Origin of the sequence: Gracilibacillus salitolerans, assembly GCF_009650095.1 — a bacterium.
GTDB lineage: Bacteria > Bacillota > Bacilli > Bacillales > Amphibacillaceae > Gracilibacillus > Gracilibacillus salitolerans.
Map to the genome: position 1 here is coordinate 4,877,310 of NZ_CP045915.1, position 18,739 is coordinate 4,896,048.

18 protein-coding genes are annotated in these 18,739 nt (G+C 37.4%); 2 read left to right on the plus strand and 16 right to left on the minus strand.

The genetic code is table 11. From position 1 onward, the window contains the following. Positions 1-12: 12 nt before the first annotated feature. The 6 genes from phnE (GI584_RS22800) to GI584_RS23890 form a co-directional block, all read right to left on the minus strand. Positions 13-843, minus strand: coding sequence for a phosphonate ABC transporter, permease protein PhnE (gene phnE / locus GI584_RS22800; protein ID WP_153792740.1), 831 nt, complete (start codon positions 841-843; stop codon positions 13-15). Next, entirely contained in the window at positions 840-1,625 is a 786-nt protein-coding gene (phnE, locus tag GI584_RS22805; protein ID WP_153792741.1) for a phosphonate ABC transporter, permease protein PhnE, read from the minus strand. Before phnE (GI584_RS22805) ends, phnE (GI584_RS22800) begins: the two co-directional genes overlap by 4 nt. A 16-nt stretch (positions 1,626-1,641) precedes the next feature. Beyond that, positions 1,642-2,412 (minus strand): phosphonate ABC transporter ATP-binding protein, encoded by a 771-nt coding sequence (gene phnC / locus GI584_RS22810; protein ID WP_194842075.1) that lies wholly within the window; start codon positions 2,410-2,412, stop codon positions 1,642-1,644. A 19-nt stretch (positions 2,413-2,431) separates the two neighbouring features. Further along, on the minus strand, positions 2,432-3,367 hold the full coding sequence (locus tag GI584_RS22815) for a phosphate/phosphite/phosphonate ABC transporter substrate-binding protein (protein WP_153792742.1): 936 nt from the start codon (positions 3,365-3,367) through the stop codon (positions 2,432-2,434). A 404-nt stretch (positions 3,368-3,771) separates the two neighbouring features. Further along, a complete protein-coding gene (locus tag GI584_RS22820) occupies positions 3,772-5,166 on the minus strand; it encodes an NAD-dependent malic enzyme (protein ID WP_153792743.1) in 1,395 nt (464 codons plus the stop codon). Between the two features lie 50 nt (positions 5,167-5,216). Beyond that, positions 5,217-5,384, minus strand: coding sequence for a hypothetical protein (locus GI584_RS23890; RefSeq protein ID WP_194842076.1), 168 nt, complete (start codon positions 5,382-5,384; stop codon positions 5,217-5,219). Between the two features lie 223 nt (positions 5,385-5,607). On the opposite strand from GI584_RS23890, the gene GI584_RS22825 reads away from it, so the two are divergent. After that, the gene (locus GI584_RS22825) at positions 5,608-6,366 is read left to right on the plus strand and encodes a DUF2087 domain-containing protein (RefSeq protein ID WP_100362388.1); all 759 of its coding nucleotides are present in this window, start codon (positions 5,608-5,610) and stop codon (positions 6,364-6,366) included. A 51-nt stretch (positions 6,367-6,417) separates the two neighbouring features. Here GI584_RS22825 and GI584_RS22830 read toward each other — a convergent pair whose 3' ends face one another. Continuing rightward, a complete protein-coding gene (locus GI584_RS22830; RefSeq protein ID WP_153792744.1) occupies positions 6,418-8,055 on the minus strand; it encodes an FAD-dependent monooxygenase in 1,638 nt (545 codons plus the stop codon). A gap of 200 nt (positions 8,056-8,255) precedes the next feature. Between GI584_RS22830 and GI584_RS22835 the strand changes: the two genes are divergently transcribed. Further along, positions 8,256-8,849, plus strand: a complete 594-nt coding sequence (locus GI584_RS22835; RefSeq protein WP_153792745.1) for a TetR/AcrR family transcriptional regulator — start codon at positions 8,256-8,258, stop codon at positions 8,847-8,849. A 46-nt stretch (positions 8,850-8,895) separates the two neighbouring features. Here the strand turns inward: GI584_RS22835 and GI584_RS22840 are convergent, their stop codons facing one another. From GI584_RS22840 to GI584_RS22880, 9 genes are all read right to left on the minus strand, one after another. Beyond that, positions 8,896-9,105: a hypothetical protein gene (locus GI584_RS22840; protein ID WP_153792746.1), complete on the minus strand. Its 210-nt coding sequence runs from the start codon at positions 9,103-9,105 to the stop codon at positions 8,896-8,898. A 30-nt stretch (positions 9,106-9,135) separates the two neighbouring features. After that, the gene (locus tag GI584_RS22845) at positions 9,136-9,648 is read right to left on the minus strand and encodes an acyl-CoA thioesterase (RefSeq protein WP_153792747.1); all 513 of its coding nucleotides are present in this window, start codon (positions 9,646-9,648) and stop codon (positions 9,136-9,138) included. A gap of 50 nt (positions 9,649-9,698) precedes the next feature. Then, positions 9,699-10,889, minus strand: a complete 1,191-nt coding sequence (locus tag GI584_RS22850; RefSeq protein WP_153792748.1) for an aminotransferase-like domain-containing protein — start codon at positions 10,887-10,889, stop codon at positions 9,699-9,701. A gap of 80 nt (positions 10,890-10,969) precedes the next feature. Continuing rightward, positions 10,970-12,328, minus strand: coding sequence for a YjiH family protein (locus tag GI584_RS22855; protein ID WP_153792749.1), 1,359 nt, complete (start codon positions 12,326-12,328; stop codon positions 10,970-10,972). Positions 12,329-12,569: 241 nt separating this feature from the next. Beyond that, the gene (locus GI584_RS22860) at positions 12,570-14,306 is read right to left on the minus strand and encodes an ABC transporter ATP-binding protein (RefSeq protein ID WP_153792750.1); all 1,737 of its coding nucleotides are present in this window, start codon (positions 14,304-14,306) and stop codon (positions 12,570-12,572) included. Further along, complete coding sequence (locus GI584_RS22865) at positions 14,307-16,052, minus strand: ABC transporter ATP-binding protein (RefSeq protein WP_153792751.1); 1,746 nt, start codon at positions 16,050-16,052, stop codon at positions 14,307-14,309. 160 nt (positions 16,053-16,212) lie between these two features. Next, positions 16,213-16,797, minus strand: a complete 585-nt coding sequence (locus tag GI584_RS22870; protein ID WP_100358575.1) for a hypothetical protein — start codon at positions 16,795-16,797, stop codon at positions 16,213-16,215. A gap of 9 nt (positions 16,798-16,806) precedes the next feature. Continuing rightward, on the minus strand, positions 16,807-17,970 hold the full coding sequence (locus GI584_RS22875; protein ID WP_100358574.1) for a ParM/StbA family protein: 1,164 nt from the start codon (positions 17,968-17,970) through the stop codon (positions 16,807-16,809). 391 nt (positions 17,971-18,361) lie between these two features. Continuing rightward, positions 18,362-18,655, minus strand: a complete 294-nt coding sequence (locus GI584_RS22880) for a hypothetical protein (RefSeq protein WP_153792752.1) — start codon at positions 18,653-18,655, stop codon at positions 18,362-18,364. Positions 18,656-18,739 lie beyond the last annotated feature (84 nt).

The window sequence follows — 18,739 nt, forward strand, 5'->3', positions numbered from 1 at the left end:
TCTCCTTCGCATTTATACTTTGAGCTTCAACCGATTACTGATCATTTCAACGGAAAAAATCATGACAAATATCACCATGGTAATAAACAAAGCACTGTTAAAATCATAGGTTCGCATCGCACGTGTTAATTCCCACCCAATACCACCAGCACCTACTAAACCGAGAATAGTAGATTCTCCAATATCTATCTCCAAACGTAAAATAGTCCAGGATAGCAGTGCCGTAAATACAGTAGGAATAACGCCTTGAGCAATGATTTGAAACCAGTTAGCGCCTGATGCCTTTAATGCTTCAATCTTTCCATCATCCATTTCCTCGACTGACTGAGCGAATACTTTAATTAACATTCCCAGACTATGAACCGCAATAGCCAGAACTCCTGGTAATGGGCCTAACCCTACTGCAACAATAAAAATAAGCGCCCAAATAATCGTCGGAATGACTCGCATTAACGTTGCAAATCCTTTAACCGCCCTTGGAACTAATTTATTGGCAGATAAATTCTCAGCAGCTATAAAAGCTAACACTAAAGAGATAACGACCGCAATCACCGTTCCTAAAATAGCGACTTGTAATGATTCAATCGCAGCGGGTATAACGTATTGCCATTCACTAAAATCAGGCGGGAACATATCACCAAGCATTGAAAAAAATGCAAGAGTACCTGCCCACAAGTTAGTGTAATCAATATTCAACTGATAAAGGCTAACCACAAATAGTACAACACCACAAATGACAATACCTTTTAAAAACCTGTCACCTTCTGGCTTTGGGGTATCTTCCTTATCAGTGGATACTAGAGGATAAATATCATGCTTCTCCTTTTCGATTTGCTGGCTCATATAATTCGCTCCCTTATCTTGCTTGTTAAAAATTCAGTAGAAAGAATTAAGATCAGCACTAAAATAATCGCCATGCTAACTTCTTTATACTGAAAAAGCTTGATACCTTTCTGTATTGCGAAGCCGATACCGCCGCCACCTACCATGCCAATAATAGTTGAGGCACGGATATTTAACTCTAAGTTATATAACGACCATGCTACAAAACCAGGGAAAAATTGAGGAAACACACCTTGTGCTAATATTTGAAAGTAATTAGATCCCGTTGCATGGAGTGCTTCAACTTTTCCCGTATCGATTTCTTCTAAAGTGTCTGCAAACACCCTCGTTAAAAATCCGACAGAACCAAGAATTAAGGATAAAGTCCCTACTGTCACACCAATACCATAAGATGCCACTAAGATTAATGCCCAAATTAAGCCTGGGATATTACGGATAATCGATGTGAATGCTCTCACTGCTACTTGGATAACAGGATGCGGTGTAGTGGTACTTGCAGCGAGAAAGGACAAAACTAGTGCAATACCTGCTCCTACCACCATACCCACGAATCCCATATAAAAGGTTTCCAAAATAGCTGCTAGTAAACTATCGGAGGCCGCTATATCAGGTGGTAACAAATCGATAAACACAAAGTTGCTAATTAACCCGATACCAGAAAAAACTTCATAAAAGGAAAAGTTCGTACCAAACGCTGACCATACTGTCAATCCGCAGACAAAAAGGAGGATTAGTATGGTTTGGAGACGCTTTGTTCTTCTTATATCTTTTATTACTTCCATTCACGATCACCTTTCCTTATTGAGCATTTACTAATGACGGCTTTTTCGTATCATAAATTTCATCAATCACTTTGTCTGTCAGTAGTGAAGTTGGACCGTCAAAGATAATCTGACCGTGCTGCATACCGATAATTCTGGTGGCATATTTAAGAGCTACGTCTACTTGGTGCAAATTAACGATCGCTGTAAGCTGATCTTCTTGGCAAATAGTAAAGATGTGATCCATTATATTTTTCGAAGAAGCAGGGTCAAGACTAGCAATTGGTTCATCTGCCAGAATAAGTCTAGGTTTTTGTGCCAATGCTCGTGAGATACCAACCCGTTGCATTTGCCCTCCGCTTAGCTCGTCAGCTCGTTTGTACTTTTGTTGTTTCAACCCTACTCTTTCCAAAATCGCCTCTGCTTCTGCAATATCCTTTTTACTAAAAATACCAAGTGATCCTTTGATGGTGTTAGTGTACCCCAGACGTCCATGCAAGACGTTATTAAGTACACTTAAACGATCAATTAAATTAAAGTTTTGAAATACCATGCCAATTTCTCTTCGTATCTGCTTTACTTGTTTAGACTTTGACCGGTTGATTTTTTCTCCTTTAAAAATGATATCTCCCTCAGAAGGTTCTACCAGACGATTGATGCAACGAAGTAATGTACTCTTCCCCGCTCCACTCGAGCCAATTACCACAACGAATTCACCTAGATTCACATCAAAACTGATATTACTTAGTGCAATCGTGCCATCGGGATATACCTTTGTTACATGTTCAATTTTTAATATGGGTTCCATTATTCTACTCTCCTTTCTACTATTGATTTAATAATTCTTCCGGGCTCATATTTAAAGCTTCTGCTGTATTGCGGATAATATCATAGTCACTTTCATCGACAGGAATATAGCGAGAGTCTGCATCTCCTGCTTTCTCAAAAAACTCTTCATTATCATAGTTGTATACGAACTCTTGTATAGCTTCTACTAAGCTTTCAGGTAAATCTGCTCTATAGCTGATTGGGCTGGATGGAATCGGATCAGATTCAGCAATAATTCGGAAATCCGATTCAGAAACCATTCCACCTTCAATCGCACGCTCTACACAACTCGAGCACACACCTGCAGCATCTGCATCTCCTGCTGCAATTGCAAGGATAGAATTATCATGACTCCCGGAAAAGGAAACACTTGAGAAGTAACTTTCCACTTCATCATTTGTTATTCCTAATGCATCAATAAAGATTGCTCTTGGGAATAAATGGCCAGAAGTTGAAGCAGGGTCAGCGAATAATATACTTTTTCCTTCTAACTCCTCCAGGGTTTGTACATCTGATTCGTCTGGTACGACAATCCAACTGTTATAAGTAGCATCTTCTTCATCTTTAGCACGTACCGCAATAGGAATCGCATCGCTTCTTTCCTGTGCAATAATATAAGAAAAGGGACCAAAGCTAGCTAAGTCTAATTTTTCTGAGCGCATTGCTTCAATGACAGCGTTATAATCTTCCCCTTGAAACAATTCCACCTCTATTCCTAATGCTTCAGACATATCTTCCACAAAAAGGTTGTGTGCGCGCGACAGTTCTTCTTCTTCTCCTGGGAGTACACCGTAACTAATCTTTTTTGGCCAACCGTTTTCGTCGACATCACCAGATGCATTTGCATCGTTACCACAAGCTGCTAATACGGAGATCATGCCGATCAGTACCAATACCCACAAGTTTTTCGTTACCCTCGTCCATTTTTTGTTCATTTCCAATTCCTCCTTGAGCGATTTTTATAATACACTTCCAAGATAACTTGGTACCATGAAGGAATTGTTAATAACAGTTTAAGTTTTGTAAAGAAAAGATTTCATGATGTCGTGAAGGCTGTTGGCGAGATATTATCACTTATCTCGCCAACAATTTATACGTTTTTTTAATAAGAAAAGCGCAGAGCGCCCGCTTAGAAACGTAGCGACTTCAGAATCAACTGAGATAAAGGCATCACGGTGAGCTTGCGAACCGATGATGACTTATCATAGGGCGATTCGTGAAGTCGCCTAGTTTCTGGGCGATTGGAGCTAGACAGGTACGCAAATTTTATACTTTCTTTACTAATTACAAAAAAACTACTTATCGCTTCCTAGCTGATAAGTAGTTCCTTAGGTTAAAATTATGTTTTTCTCGAAACGCCACTTTCGTTAGCTGCTTGAACGACTGCTGCTCTTACACGTTCGACTACCTTTTCATTAAATACGCCTGGGATAATGTAATCCTCACTTAACTCATCTGATCCAATGGTAGCTGCGATAGCTTCTGCAGCAGCTACTTTCATTTGCTCATTTATAGAGGAGGCTCTCGCATCCAATGCTCCTCTAAATATACCCGGGAAACAAAGGAGATTGTTGACTTGATTCGGATAATCAGACCTTCCTGTTGCCATTACTCTGACATGATCACGAGCAATGTCTGGTGAAATCTCCGGGATTGGATTTGCTAAAGCAAAAACGATCGGATCTTTCGCCATGTTCTTCAGATCCTCTTCCTGTAATATATCCCCTCTGGAAACACCAATAAAAATGTCCGCATTTGTCATCGCTTCGGAAAGGGTAGCATCCACCTTCTCAGGATTAGTATGGTTTGCATACCACTCCCACATTTTATTGTCATACGAATGATCACGAGTAATACTGCCTTCCTTATCTACCCCGATAACATTTTCTGCACCTGCTGCTAAAAGCATTTTTGTTATGGCAATGCCTGCTGCACCAACACCACAGACAACAATTTTACATTCTTTCAAGTTTTTCTTTGTAAGCTTTAAAGCATTCAAAATACCAGCTAACACAACAATAGCTGTTCCGTGCTGATCGTCATGAAAAATAGGGATATCTAGTTCTTGTTTCAGTGTCTCTTCAATTTCAAAGCATTGTGGAGATCCGATGTCTTCTAAGTTAATTCCACCAAACCCCGGGCTAATCGCTTTAATGGTTCGAATAATCTCATCCGTATCTGTCGTATCAAGACAAATGGGATAGGCATTAATATCAGCAAATCGTTTAAATAACATCGCCTTTCCTTCCATCACAGGCATAGCTGCTTCTGGACTAATTTGACCTAATCCCAATACAGCGGTACCGTCTGAAACAACCGCAACAGAATTACTTTTAATCGTTAAGTTATAGGCTAATAAAGGATTGGCGTGGATCGCATTACAAACTCTTGCTACCTCAGGTGTATAAACATGGGAGAGTTGTTCTCTATTTTTCAAATCTAACTTAGGCTTAATATCGATCTTCCCACCTAAATGGACAAGGAACGTTCGATCGGAGATATGCTTCACATATACTCCATCACTATCATTCAAAGCCTTAATAACCTTCAATTGTCCTGGTTCATCATTTACTTTTATGGTAATATCTCTGATCGTTTCCTGAGGTGTTTCTTTTTTCACATCAATTGCTACCAGGTCTGCATCATTTTCATGAATAAGTGTTGCGATTTGACCGATATTTGCTTTTGCCTTTTCGATTTCCAATCGGATAATAATATGCATATTAGAACGCATAAGGATAGCCTCCTTTAGTATCATAGATATAGATTACAAATAACGAACGATTAATCATCCAGATCTTTATTCGGAGCTTTTGTAACCTGGGCATTCTCTTGTTTTACATACTTTCCTATTACCGATGTATTTATTCTTTGTCTGACAGCCGTTTCTATTACTACATATAAAATAAAAATGGAAACAGCAAACATCAACAGGTTCATAATTAATTCCATTTTATCACCTCATGTCTATTATATTTCCTGTTGAGCTTAATTTAAAGCCATTCTTTTCGACAATAAAAACAAACGTATCGTTATCAAGATTATATATAAACAAACAAAGTCGATTAACGTTTGTTTTATTGTTTGACAATCAGCAAATATTATAATAATATGATTGTTGGTACCAAAACATTATGCATTTTTGTTAAATGCTCATGGAAGGAGTGTTTTGATGATGGAATTATCTGATATGTTTTGGAATGCTTCCATAGAAGAATTAAAAAAAGGTTATATCGAAGAGAAAAACCATTTTACTTGCTTGCTGTGCGGGAAAGAAATCGAAAAGGGATTAGTATATTCTTTTCAAGATCATTTATATGAAGCGGAACGATATATGCGTATTCACATCGAAAGCACACATCAATCTGTTTTTGATTACTTAATTGAAATGGACCGTAAGCTTACGGGTATCACTGATCATCAAAAAAACTTATTGCGGCTTTTTTATCAAGGAAAGAGTGACAAAGAGATTCAGGAGGAACTTAATATCGGCAGTACCTCTACGATCCGTCATCATCGCTTTGCATTAAAAGAAAAAGAAAGACAAGCTAGAAATTTCTTAGCCATGATGGAATTATTAAAAGAGAAAGATAAACATGCGCCAGCCTTTATACCTATTCACCAATCCGCAACGATGGTAGATGACCGCTATAACATTACAGATGTTGAGCGGGCAAAGATCGTCGACAAGTTCTTCCCCAATGGTGTGGAAAATGGGTTAGCTAAATTTCCACCAAAGGAAAAACAAAGACTTGTGATCCTTAGGGAAATCGCCCAGCAATTAGACGATAATCATAAATATACGGAAAAAGAAATGAATCAGAAGCTTGAGCATTATTATAAGGATTATGTGTTGGTTCGACGATATTTAATCGATTATGGTCTACTGAACAGAAAACAGGATGGCAGTCAGTATTGGGTAAAGCAGAATTAAAAAGACTTTGCTTTATAAGGAAGAGAAATTTATTACAAATCAACGGAGGATTTATCTCCCCCGTTGATGCTTTACTTTGAAAAAGATATTCATTCGTTTTATTGTTTCTAATGGATCAGATTCCGATGTATGAAAAGCAACATGTGCGTCAGGTCTAATTAACATTGTATGACCATGATTCATCGTTAATTTATTTTCAACTTCCCGGAACACATCATGTATGATTTTAAACTTGCCTCCTTCTATAAGAGGCACTCCACCCTTAACTACCAAGAATGTAGTAATCAAATCTCCATACACTGTACATAGTTCTTCAACTAATGAATTCACATAAGCAATTATATCTTCAGTTTGCCTTTCCATATATACAAAGCAAACGAAGGGATACAGCCGTAACAAATGATACAATCTCTTGTCGGGGGTTTCTTCTAGTAAGAATTTCACATCCGGAGTCCGTGCTCCTGGTTGTATGAATTTTTTGGGCAATTTGTTATCTACTAACTTTTGACTAGATGATGTAGCGTGATAATCATATTTAATATGTGATAAAGTTTCTGCAATGTTATGTTGTAAATGTGAATTAGAAAGCAACCATCTACTAATATTATTTCGAAGCTTTCCTCTAGTTCCTTCTAATGATATAAACTGTAGCAAACGACTAGTTTGTTGTATGATATTTTTAGCAATGGGGCGTCTTTCTTGATCATAAGTTCGAAGAATTGCCTGATCTGCGCACCCTTTTAAAACAGTCATCAGCTTCCAGCATATATTTGTAGCATCTTGTAATCCTAGGTTCATTCCTTGACCACCGAGTGGGTTATGAATATGAGCAGCATCTCCCACAAAAAACACGCGATCCTTTTGATAATTTTCAACTTGTTTATGAGCGGTTCCAAAATAAGTGAGCCAGTTGGCACTATCTATTTCAATAGAAGTTGAAGTCACATAATTAACCCGTTGTTGCAGTTCATGTAAGGTAAGTTCATCTTTATGAGGCCTTCCTTGTATAGATAGATCTAGTCCAACTACTCTAAATTTTCCATCTGCATATGGGAAAAAGACCGTTGCACCTCTTGTATTAATATAACCTGTAATCATGGAAGGATCTAAATTCGATGTTTGAATATCTCCAAGGAAAAAAGTCTTTCCTTCTGCTTCCCCTACAAAGCCCGTTTCCATTAACTCTCTCACTTTGCTGTGTGCTCCATCACAAGCTAATACATATTCCGCATCATATTCGAGAATTTCCCCATCATTATTCACCGTTACATTAACTCCCTTATCATGTACAGTTAATGCCGTAACCTCTTCCCCCCTATTTACAATACCTTCATTCATTTCAAGATTTGTTTCTAAGATTTCTTCTGTTTCTGTTTGAGGAATAACAAGCATATATGGAAACCTGCTTTCTATTTGATATAACCCTAAAATCGATTCTTTTTCTCCCCCAATATACATTTTTGCACCCTCTCCAGGGTATCCTCGTGCAACAAATTCCTCCACGAAACCTGATAAATCAAACATTTCCATTGACCTAGCATGAATCCCCATAGCTTTAGAAAAGGAAGAGCGATGTGTTTGTTTTTCCAGACAGACATAATCAATTTTATATCTATTTAACTGATTAGCTGCCATTAAACCAGTTGGTCCGGCACCCACAATGACAACATCTGTTTTCACTTTTTTCATACCAAATATTCTCCTAACCTGTTTTGGCCTAACTTTTACATTTCCGCACTTATACTACAACATGTTGTATAATAAAATTATAAATGGTTAATAAACGCTACAGCAATAGATGATTTTCCACATTTTGTAGTTAAAACGACAGATATTTTAACTTTGTAAAGTTTTGTACTAATTAAATAATAAAAGGACGGGATAATGTAATGAAAAAAGTGGATCCAAGAGTGAAAAAGACCAGAAATTTTCTAAAAAATGCTTTACTAGAATTGATTGATGAGAAAGGTTTTGATGCAATTACCATTGGAAATCTTGCAGAAAAAGCAGAAGTAAATCGAGTCACGTTCTATCAACATTATCATGATAAATATGATTTACTAGAACAGACAATAGAAGTTATGTTACAACATTTCATAGAAACCGTTGAACCTAAAAAACGGGGAGATTTAATTACACACAAACAGGAAACAAGTGTTGTTTATCTAAATCTTTTCCAATTTGTTTATGATAACCGAAAGTTTTTCAAAATCATGCTTGGGGAAAATGGGGCTTCTTTATTCCAGGATCGAATGACCAAATCAATTGAACATTTCGTTTCGGATACATTAGACATGCTCGTTCCAGACAAAAGCAGCATGGATATTCCACAAGATATTATTGTCCATTATGTATCCTCTGCAAGTATCGGTTTAATAAAGTATTGGGTACAAAGCGGAATGAAGTATTCTCCAGATTATATGGCGAAGCAACTAACAGTTTTAGAAAGACATGGTCCGATTAATACCACAATAGGAAAGTAAACGATATGCTTCGTCATTACTGATACAGAAAATTTTAAAAGGGTCTCTACGATAACCCTTTTAAAACAAACGCAGAAATAGTCTTGGAAATGTCTTCGACTGGCATATGAAGTCGAAGTGCGGAAATCAACTTTGGATGCACAAGATGAAGAATATAAGCCTCTAGAACATCAAAGTCTTGGTTTCGAAAAATCCCTTGATCCTGTCCCTCTTTTATTGCAACCTGTATTACATCTGTTAGTGCTATCGTTCCCATATGGTTTAGAAAGCTTCAGTCGAGTTCTAATCATCCCCATGGTTTACCCTTATGAATAACCGTTGCTAACTCTTTGCTAGCGTTCCTTCGTTTTTTCCTTGCTTCCACTCGTTCTTTTGCTGTCTCATGCAAATATTTCTCTTCCTCTGTCTCAGGAATAATTTTGGGAACGGGAATTGGTTTACCTTCTTCATTTACGGCTACAAAAGTTAAAAAAGCAGTCGCAGCAATTTTGCGCTCTCCTGTAAGGAGGTTTTCTGCCAAAACTTTGATAAACACTTCCATTGAACTCGTACCTGTCCACGTAACAAAAGACTCTAAACAAACAGACTCACCTGTGCGAACCGGAGCCAAAAAGTCGACAGAGTCTGTTGAAGCAGTGACAACAGGGCTTCTCGAATGCCTCATTGCAGAAATCGATGCAATATCATCAATGTAACTCATTAATTTCCCGCCAAAAAGTGTTCCGTGATTATTCGTATCAGGCGGGAATACATGACCGACTTTCACTGCGTGGGTTTCTTTAATATAAGCTTCTTTCATACGATCACCTTTTTCGTTATTTTTTATGGATCACCGCAACGGGCAATTTATTAAAACCAATCTGCAATAACTTCACCCAACATCTCAACGCCTTTCTTTATTTCCTTCAGGCCAGAATAACTAAAGGAAAGACGGAGCCACTCTTTGCCATCTTGTTCATTTAAGAAAAAATATTTACCCGGCAAAAAGGACACACCTTGATCGAGAGCTTGTTGTAATAATATCGAGGTATCAGCCCCAGCAACTTTTATCCAAACAAAGTAGCCTCCCTCTGGCACATACCAGGTGACGGATTTTGGCATATTTTTTTCTAAAGCAGCAAGTAACACAGAACACCTCTCTTGATAAGATATTCGCAACGTGTTAAATCTATTATCAAAATTATTATTCCCCAGATATGTAGCCATAATTGCTTGTGCAAAAGGATGATCTAAATCTTTTTTAAACCAATATAGTGAAGTAATTATTTCTTCTGTCGCAGCTACCCAGCCTATTCGTAAACCAGGGGCCACCACCTTAGATAAAGAACCGACATACAGGACACGATTTTCATGATCCATTGCTTTTAACGTTACTGGTTGCTTATCGAAATATAACTCGCCATAAGCATCATCCTCTAAAATAAGAAAGTCGTACTGAGAAGCTAGCTCCAAGATATGCTTCCGACGTTCATCTGTCATCGTTGTTCCAGTTGGATTTTGAAAGGTTGGGATCGTATATACTATTTTCGGTAGCGGGAGACCTTGTGCTTCTCTTTCTGCTAATACTCTTGCTAATTCCTTTGTCTGCAGTCCCTGTTCATCGATTGGGATACTAATAAATTGATTCGTGTAATTCTGGAATACTTCCAGTGCTTCCATATACGTTGGTGCTTCTACCGCAACAACTGTATTTCCATCTACAAAAACACGGGCAATTAAATCAATCGCCTGACATGCACCAGCTGTAACCAAAAGTGCTTTTTCCGAAATGTGCATACCTCTTTCAGACAATCTAGCTTGAATTTGCTGCTTTAGTTTATCCATTTTCGGAGTACCTAGGTAATGCAGAGGTAAATCCTGTTCATCGTTCAGCAATTGAACAACCGCTTCTTGTATCGAATCAACTGGTACAAGATCAGGTGCCGGAAACCCGGAGCTAAGACGAATACAATTGTCCGGTATAGTCGGCATCCATTCACCTGGCGGGTCGTTTTTTAATGCATTCTTTATGTTTTCCGAATAAAAATTATCGATACTCATGATGATCATTCACCTTTCCTTGAGACAGTAAGAAGCATTGGTAAGCACCAATGCTTCTTGATTATAGTATGACCGATTATTTAAAAGAATAAAAGGTGTGCCAGTAATGCTGCAACTGGCAACGTAATAATCGTTCTTTGTAAGAAGATAATAAATAATTGTAAAAACGAAATCGGAATTTTTGATTTTAATAACAGAATACCAATTTCCGACATGTAAATTAATTGTGCTAAGGACATAACCCCAATCACAAACCGGGTTAATTCAGACTCAATACCACTACCGACTACAGCAGGTAAGAACATGTCCGCAAAACCAACAATCATTGCTGGAGCGGCAGCCTCTGCTTCTGGTATTTGCAATAATTGCAGAAATGGAATAAATGGATAAGATAAATAATTAAAAATAGGTGTCTTTTCTGCAATAATAAGTGCGATCGTGCCAAGCGCCATCACTAATGGAATTAAAGCAAACCAAATATCAACCACATTAAATACGCCACTTTTGATAACCCCTCGATAGCTTTTCACTTGATCCGCTTTTTCTACCGCTTTTTGCACACCCCATTTAAAACTAGATACACCTTCTGGCACGACTTCATTTATTTGTTTACCTGCTGCTTCATAGTAGGTATCTTTTTTAAAAGATAAAGGTGGAATTCGCGGTACAATAACCGCCGCAACAACACCTGCAACAATTACGGTTATATAAAATTGGACAAACATATGATCAATACTTAAAAATCTAGCAATTACCAAACTGAATGCAATCGATGCAATAGAGAAGTTGGTTGCTACTACTGACGCTTCTCGCTTCGTATAATAACCAGATTCATATTGTTGTGTCGTTAATAACACCCCTACTGTTCCACTTCCCATCCATGACGCTAGGGCATCAATTGAAGAACGACCTGGAAGCTTAAATAAAGGCTGCATGATTTTTCGTACGATGGTACCGATAAAGTCCATTAAACCAAATTGCAATAACAGTGGCATGAAAAGACATGCGAACAAGAACCACACCATTAAAACAGGAATTAGATCATATAATACCGTTCCCCCTGTCGCCATCGACCAAATAAATTCAGGTCCGATTTCAGTTAACGTTAGAACCGCAAAGATTGCACCTAAGAAACGCATTGCGATCCATAATGGTGGAATGTTTAATAAACTATTCAAGAAGGGACTATTTTTGACAAAAGGTAAGTCTATTATTTTTTCAACTAAACTACCAATAGCTGCTAGACAAATGATAATGGTCATGATCAATGGAATATAATCTGCTAGTAGTGCTTGCAGTCCATCTGCTAACACACCTAATCCAATTGTCACCCTACCATCTACTGAAATCGGGACGAGGAATAATAACACTCCAATAAGTGATGGTAACCAAAATTTCATATATTGACTTGCTGTAAATTTATGTTGTTCTGAATTCATGATGTTCTCTCCAATTTTCTTTGTTGTTTCTATTATTTTGAGCAAGTTATAATATATCATTTTCATGTATAAATATGCAACACTTTTTTGAAAGAAGCAGAGATACATCGTTCGGTCCTTGTATATCTGGAACAAGGATAATTGATATATCACTGCTTCTCTAAGCATTTCTTATCTTATTTATCAAATCTGTTAATTTCTTCTACTGCCAAAGACCTTTGTCCATCACGACTCTATACTCTTATACCGAAACCTCTATGTTTTCCTGTTCTTCTGATTGCACTAACCCTTTGTATACTTTTCCTTTTTCCAGCAGTTCTGTGTGGGGCCCTTGCTCTACCAACTGTCCATGATCTAATACAAAAATACAATCGGCATTCTTTATCGTGGATAACCTATGTGCAATGATAATCGTTGATTGGCCTCTCCGGTATTGGTCGATATTGTCTTGAATTTCTTTTTCGGTTATCAAGTCGAGCGCAGACGTTGCCTCATCCAGAATCAAAATTTCTGGATCTCTGATTAACGCTCTAGCTATGGCAATTCGTTGCCTTTGTCCACCAGATAAAGTAATCCCTCTTTCTCCGATCACAGTCTGATATCCATCAGGCAGAGAGAGGATATAGTCATGAATAGCAGCAATTTGACAGACTCGGAATAATTCGTCCTCGCTGACATTTCCCTTCCCCATCAAGATATTGTTTTGTACTGTATCGGGGTATAGATAAGGTTCTTGGAAAACAATAGCTACCCGGCTGGACCAGTCTTTACGATTAATATCAGAAAGAAAATGACCATTCACCCTGATTTCTCCCTTTGATGGATCATAAAAACGAATAAGAAGTTGTGCAATAGTAGACTTGCCACCGCCACTGGCACCTACTATCGCTACTTTATTGCCGATTGGTATATCCATACTCAAATTGCGGAGAATATCATTAGACTCCTTGTCATATCTAAAATGTATGTTATTTAATTGAAGTGTTTCTATCTTTTCGCTGATTTTCTTTGTTCCATTTTCCCATTTAGGCCCGTCCATCACACTGCGTACACGATCAAGACTCGCCATTTTACTAGAAAACTCCATTGCCATATTAAATAGATTTTGGAATGTTGAAACAAGCTGGTTACTAAATTGATATAAAATGACAAAGACACCAATCGACATTTGTCCTTGTAAGACCAAATATCCTCCATATCCCAAGATAAATACCGTAATACCCCATCTAATCGGTTCACTGCTTATTAACTGAAGATTAACCAGTTTTCCTTCCTTCATCACCGCATCAAAATATTTCTTGAAAAATTTCTCATATATACGTGTCTCCCACTGCATTCGATGATAAGCAATGACTTCTCTGGTTGATGAAATGCCTTCCTCAATATGAACAATTAAATCTGATCGGGTTTCCTGTACCTGTTTAGCACCAATTTTTAACTTTTGGGAAAAATAACGCCCTAACCAGACATAGACACCACAGGAGAAGAGACTGAATAATAGAATAATAGGGCTGTTAAAGCCGACAATGCCAAATAATACAAGAGCAGACGCTAATTGTTGTAAGCCTCTAGGGATATCATTAGCAACCATCCCTCCCACTTTATCAATGTCATTAACGACATAATGTACGTAGGAACCTGTGCGTTCCTTTTGGAGAGATGCAGTAGGGATTTTATACATATAGCGCATAAAATCATGCACAATATGCTCCGTGAGAGCTGCTTTCGTTTTATGTATCGTATGAGGTCCAAATGTAAATAAAAAGGAATAAGCGATAAAAGCTAATATCATCAGAACTAAAACATCGTATAACTGATTATAATTATTCGCTATCAGCACATCATCAATTAAACGTTGTTGTAAGCCAATTGTTGCTAAACTTGCATACGATTCGGCAACCATCAAGATCGTTGCCATAACAAGTAATCCCTTGTTGGGACGGATATATGTTGTTAACCATTGTAGATTACTTCTCATTTAAGCACCCTCTAACTTTTGTCCAAGTGATAAGTGATAAAAGGCTCCTTTTCGTTCCATTAATTCATCATAGTTACCACTTTCCATCACTCTACCTTTTTCAATTAATACGATATAGTCATAGTCTTGAATCGTTGATAAACGATGGGCTACAGTAATCGTTGTTCGACCTTGCATCAGGCGTTGAAGAGCTGCCTGAACTTCTTTTTCACTAATCGTGTCTAAAGATGCTGTTGCCTCATCTAGTAGTATAATAGGCGGGTTTTTAATGAACATTCTAGCAATGGAAATGCGTTGCTTTTGTCCCCCTGATAATTTCACACCTCGTTCTCCAAGTAACGTATCATAACCTTGTGGCAATTCGAGAATAAAATCATGAGCAAAAGCTGCTTTTGCTGCTTCTACTACCTCCGCTTCTGATGCATCTGGTTTTCCAAATAAAATATTATCTCGAACACTTGCACCAAAAAGATACGTCTCTTGAAAAACAAAGCCGAGGTTTTCTCTTAAATCTTGGAAACTTAGTTTATGAATGGGCTGACTATCCAATAAAATTCTCCCTTCTGTTGGATCATAAAAACGGCCCATCAGTTTTAATATCGTAGTTTTGCCATTCCCACTAGCTCCGACTAGGGCAACTTTTTGTCCAGTATCTATCGACAAACTGAAATTGCTTAGCACATCCGGACCATCTGGATAGTGAAAGGAAACATCCTCGAATACAATATTCCCCTGAACCTTATTACTCATTACGGTATGTGCCTCTTCTTGAACTTCGGGTGGAATTTTTATGAACTTGTATAGCTTTTCTGCTTGGTCCATCAAAACTCTCTGCTCTGTAATCGTCGTTACAACAGAAGTAAGGATGTGCATCGTTTGAAAATAATAGAGAAGAAATGCTACAAAGGCTCCAGTAGACATGTCACCAACTAACGTAAGGTGTGAACCAACTATAATAATGGCAACTCCACCTATATAGTAGGACATACGGCGATTGGTCCCTCTCCAAAAAGCAAACCAATACGTTTTGATCATCATTTTATTCAATTGTTTGTATCTACTTTTTACATTTGACAGATCCCAAGACTCAGCAACATTTGCACGGATATCATGAATCGATGCAATGCTTTCATAAACTTTTTGGTTAAAACGAACACGATCATCTGCCATTCTTTTTCCGTACTGAGATGCTTTTTTCTCAAGGTAGGGACCAAATATGTAATAAAGTAGTAAACTCGGAATAAGGATCAAGCTTAATTTCCAGCTAATTGTAACCATCAGAGTAATGGAGATAATAGAAAAAATAAAGTTATTAATCATCCATGGCAAGAGTTGTCTGTATAGATTTTGTAAGGAGGCAACCTCAGTATTCATGAGAGCAAGGCTTTCTCCAACTGGATGCTTTTCAAAATAAGCAAACCCTAGTTTTCTTAAGTGCGAATAAATGGAAAATTGCATATCTCGTGAGGCTTTTTCTTGAAGAGAACGCTGGGTGATGTTTCGTATTGCTGAAAAAGTAATGATAAGGACGACCAGAAAGATGACAAAGCTGATCAACCAGATAAACGCATTTGTTTGCTGGCTGTTTAAAACGGTATCAATAAAATATTGAATCAGTTTAGGAATAACTAATTGAGAACCGGTGATGACCAATCCACAAAAAATGAGTAAGAGTAATTTCGATTTATATGGCTTTAAAAAAGAAAGTGTCCAAAAATAGACACGTAATAAAGAGTTTGATTTCATTTTTTCCTCCTTACATTGCTTTAAAAATATCGCTTACAAAAATATACCAAGAACCTTGATCAATTACAATATATTTTATGTTGAGAATTAGATTAAAAAAACTCTTATAACGATATTCGTTACAAGAGCTAGAAGATTTGCCGCAACTAAAGTTACCAAATTATTTATTCATTTTACTCAAGAAATCCCCAAGCAGATCATCAAGATCAGCTTCTTCTGACTCTGTTTCCTCTTTTTCTTCGCGATTCTCTTTTACAGCCTCTTCCCAATTAAACGAATCTAAATCATCATCAACTGGATCCTGTTCCTTTTCTATCTCACTAAAGTCCTGTAATTCGTCTTCCTCTTGGTTAGACTCTTCCGGTATTTCTTCTTGTAAATACAGTGCTTCATCAATGTCCGTAGAACTACTGTTAAGGGAAGCTAATAAAGTTGTCGCTCTAACCGGGTCATTTAAAAGTTGATAAACAATACTCCCTAACAGTGCTTCTGAATGTTCATGTTTCAGCCAGTTTCGTTGTGCCTTGGTTAAACTACTTGGAAGAGGAATCGTAATTGTTTCCCTTTCTTTGGAGCTAGTTTCATTGACACCTTTCAATACCAATTCAGCCATTTTGCTTGAAAAGTTCCGTCGTTCCGTTTCCTTCAGCCGCTGAATTTCCTTTAAAAGATAGTCTGGTGTATCTGAGGGAATCCGAAACGATATGGTCTGGCCTCTATTGATTTGGTTTGCTGATCTTTTCATATCATCACCTTATGACTTTTTCACTGTCTTTTTCTCTTCCTTCGATTTCTCAGCTTTTCTGGTAAATTCAGATAAAAGTTTATAGTAAGCGTTAGCCATCATCCATATACTTTCCTTGTCATCTTCAAAAAATTCAATATTGTAGCCATCTAAATTATTGTTAAGTGTTTTGATATACTCTTTTAGCACATTGGAACCTCCGCCAACAAAATAGCAGATTTCTGTTTGTGAATTTTTCTGCCAAACGTTTCTTAACAAACGATATTGCTTTTTCGCTAGCTCTAGCAGAATTCGGTCTGTAATATCATGTACACTTGTCCGACTTCCTTTCACCATAATATGGTTTCGATCGTTATTTCGAGTAATAATTTCGACGACATCGCGACGGCTATCCACTTCCACACCATGATTACTGAAGATTTCTTCACGTATGTTTTCAAGCGACTCAGACACTCCAAGATTAAAGCCTTGTGCTTTATCATCGTCAACAGTACGATTTTTAATCACTGCAATATCAGTAGACAAACCACCGATATCTTGAATAAGAATTCGTTTATCGATTAAATCTTTATTAATGATTTTAAGATCATGATCCATTACCAGGTTTATATAAGCAGCAAAACCTTCTGGATATACCTTGACCTCATCAAATTTAATATTTACTTTAATTCCTTGATATTTCGGTGTTACTAAAAACTCTACCTGATGAACAGAGCCAAGAAGCTTCGAACGGTACCCTGCATCTTTTCCTTCCTTCACTTCTCTAAGAGGTAACCCTGTTCCTAATGTGTAATTCGCATCAATCACTTTATTAGAACTCTGTTTATTTGCTTTCGCTGCATCTAAAGCAATCGAGGCAAAAAGCATTATTAACGTTTGGTCTTCCTGTGATTTACTGCTTCCTGGATCAAGCTCTGTCGAATTACTTGATTTTGACGCTAAATGACCCACACGGTATATCGCATTATTTTCCTGCAGGGCAGGGGAGTGGACGCGAATATGTATGCCTTCTAAAGGATCTTTTTGATCTAATTCTTCAATGCCGATGACAGGACGGTCTTCAATATCTCTGGCAATAATATTCGGGATGTTGAATTCCTGATCCAACTCACCAAATATTGCTTTCACTGAATCATTTCCTACATCAACTGCTGCAATTCTTGATTGGCTCATTTTAGTAATCATCCTTTTTAAAAAAATCTATTCTTCTAAAAAGGATATTGCAGATGATTGCCTTCATCAATGAGTAGAAGCAAAAAGATATATAACTGTAATTTCGGTGAAACAAGATGTAATGTGTATACAAAAACGTTTACAATGTTTACGTTTATGCATGCAAATTGATATATAGGCATGTATACATCTTTGTAAACAAGCAAACAGTTTTGTGTACTTACTGTATACCTTTTGTAAACTTGTAAACTGAAATGTTTATGTAAAGAAAACTGAAGCGATAAAACATTAGTGGAGGCCACTTTGTCTACCTAAAGTGGCCTTCCCATTTTTTCTCTCTTTATTAATATGTGTCTTAGGAAAGAACAATCTTGCGTATCATTCCATAACCTTAAGGCGATACATTATCTTCCCAAGCTTCGATGTTCGTAAGTGCTCTTTTTAATTCGTGCTGACATTCTTCTACACGTAGTTGAGCATTAAATAGAGGTTCCATCGAGGTACCACTTCCGTTGATCGCTTTGCCACGAGCATCTTGAATTTGCCCTTGCACTTCTCGTAATTGTTGTTGTAGTTCTTTAATTACTTCAATATCAGCTGAATTTCTCGCATCACGAGTTGCTACTTCTAAGTCATAGGAAATTTTAGATAGTTGTTCTATTTCATGTCCGTTTTGAATCGGCATTTTCAGTTCCTCCCTATTTGTAGTACTTCCTTTACTTTTTGCAAAAAGCTGAGAAATACTCAAATTTTATAGGAATTTCACTTA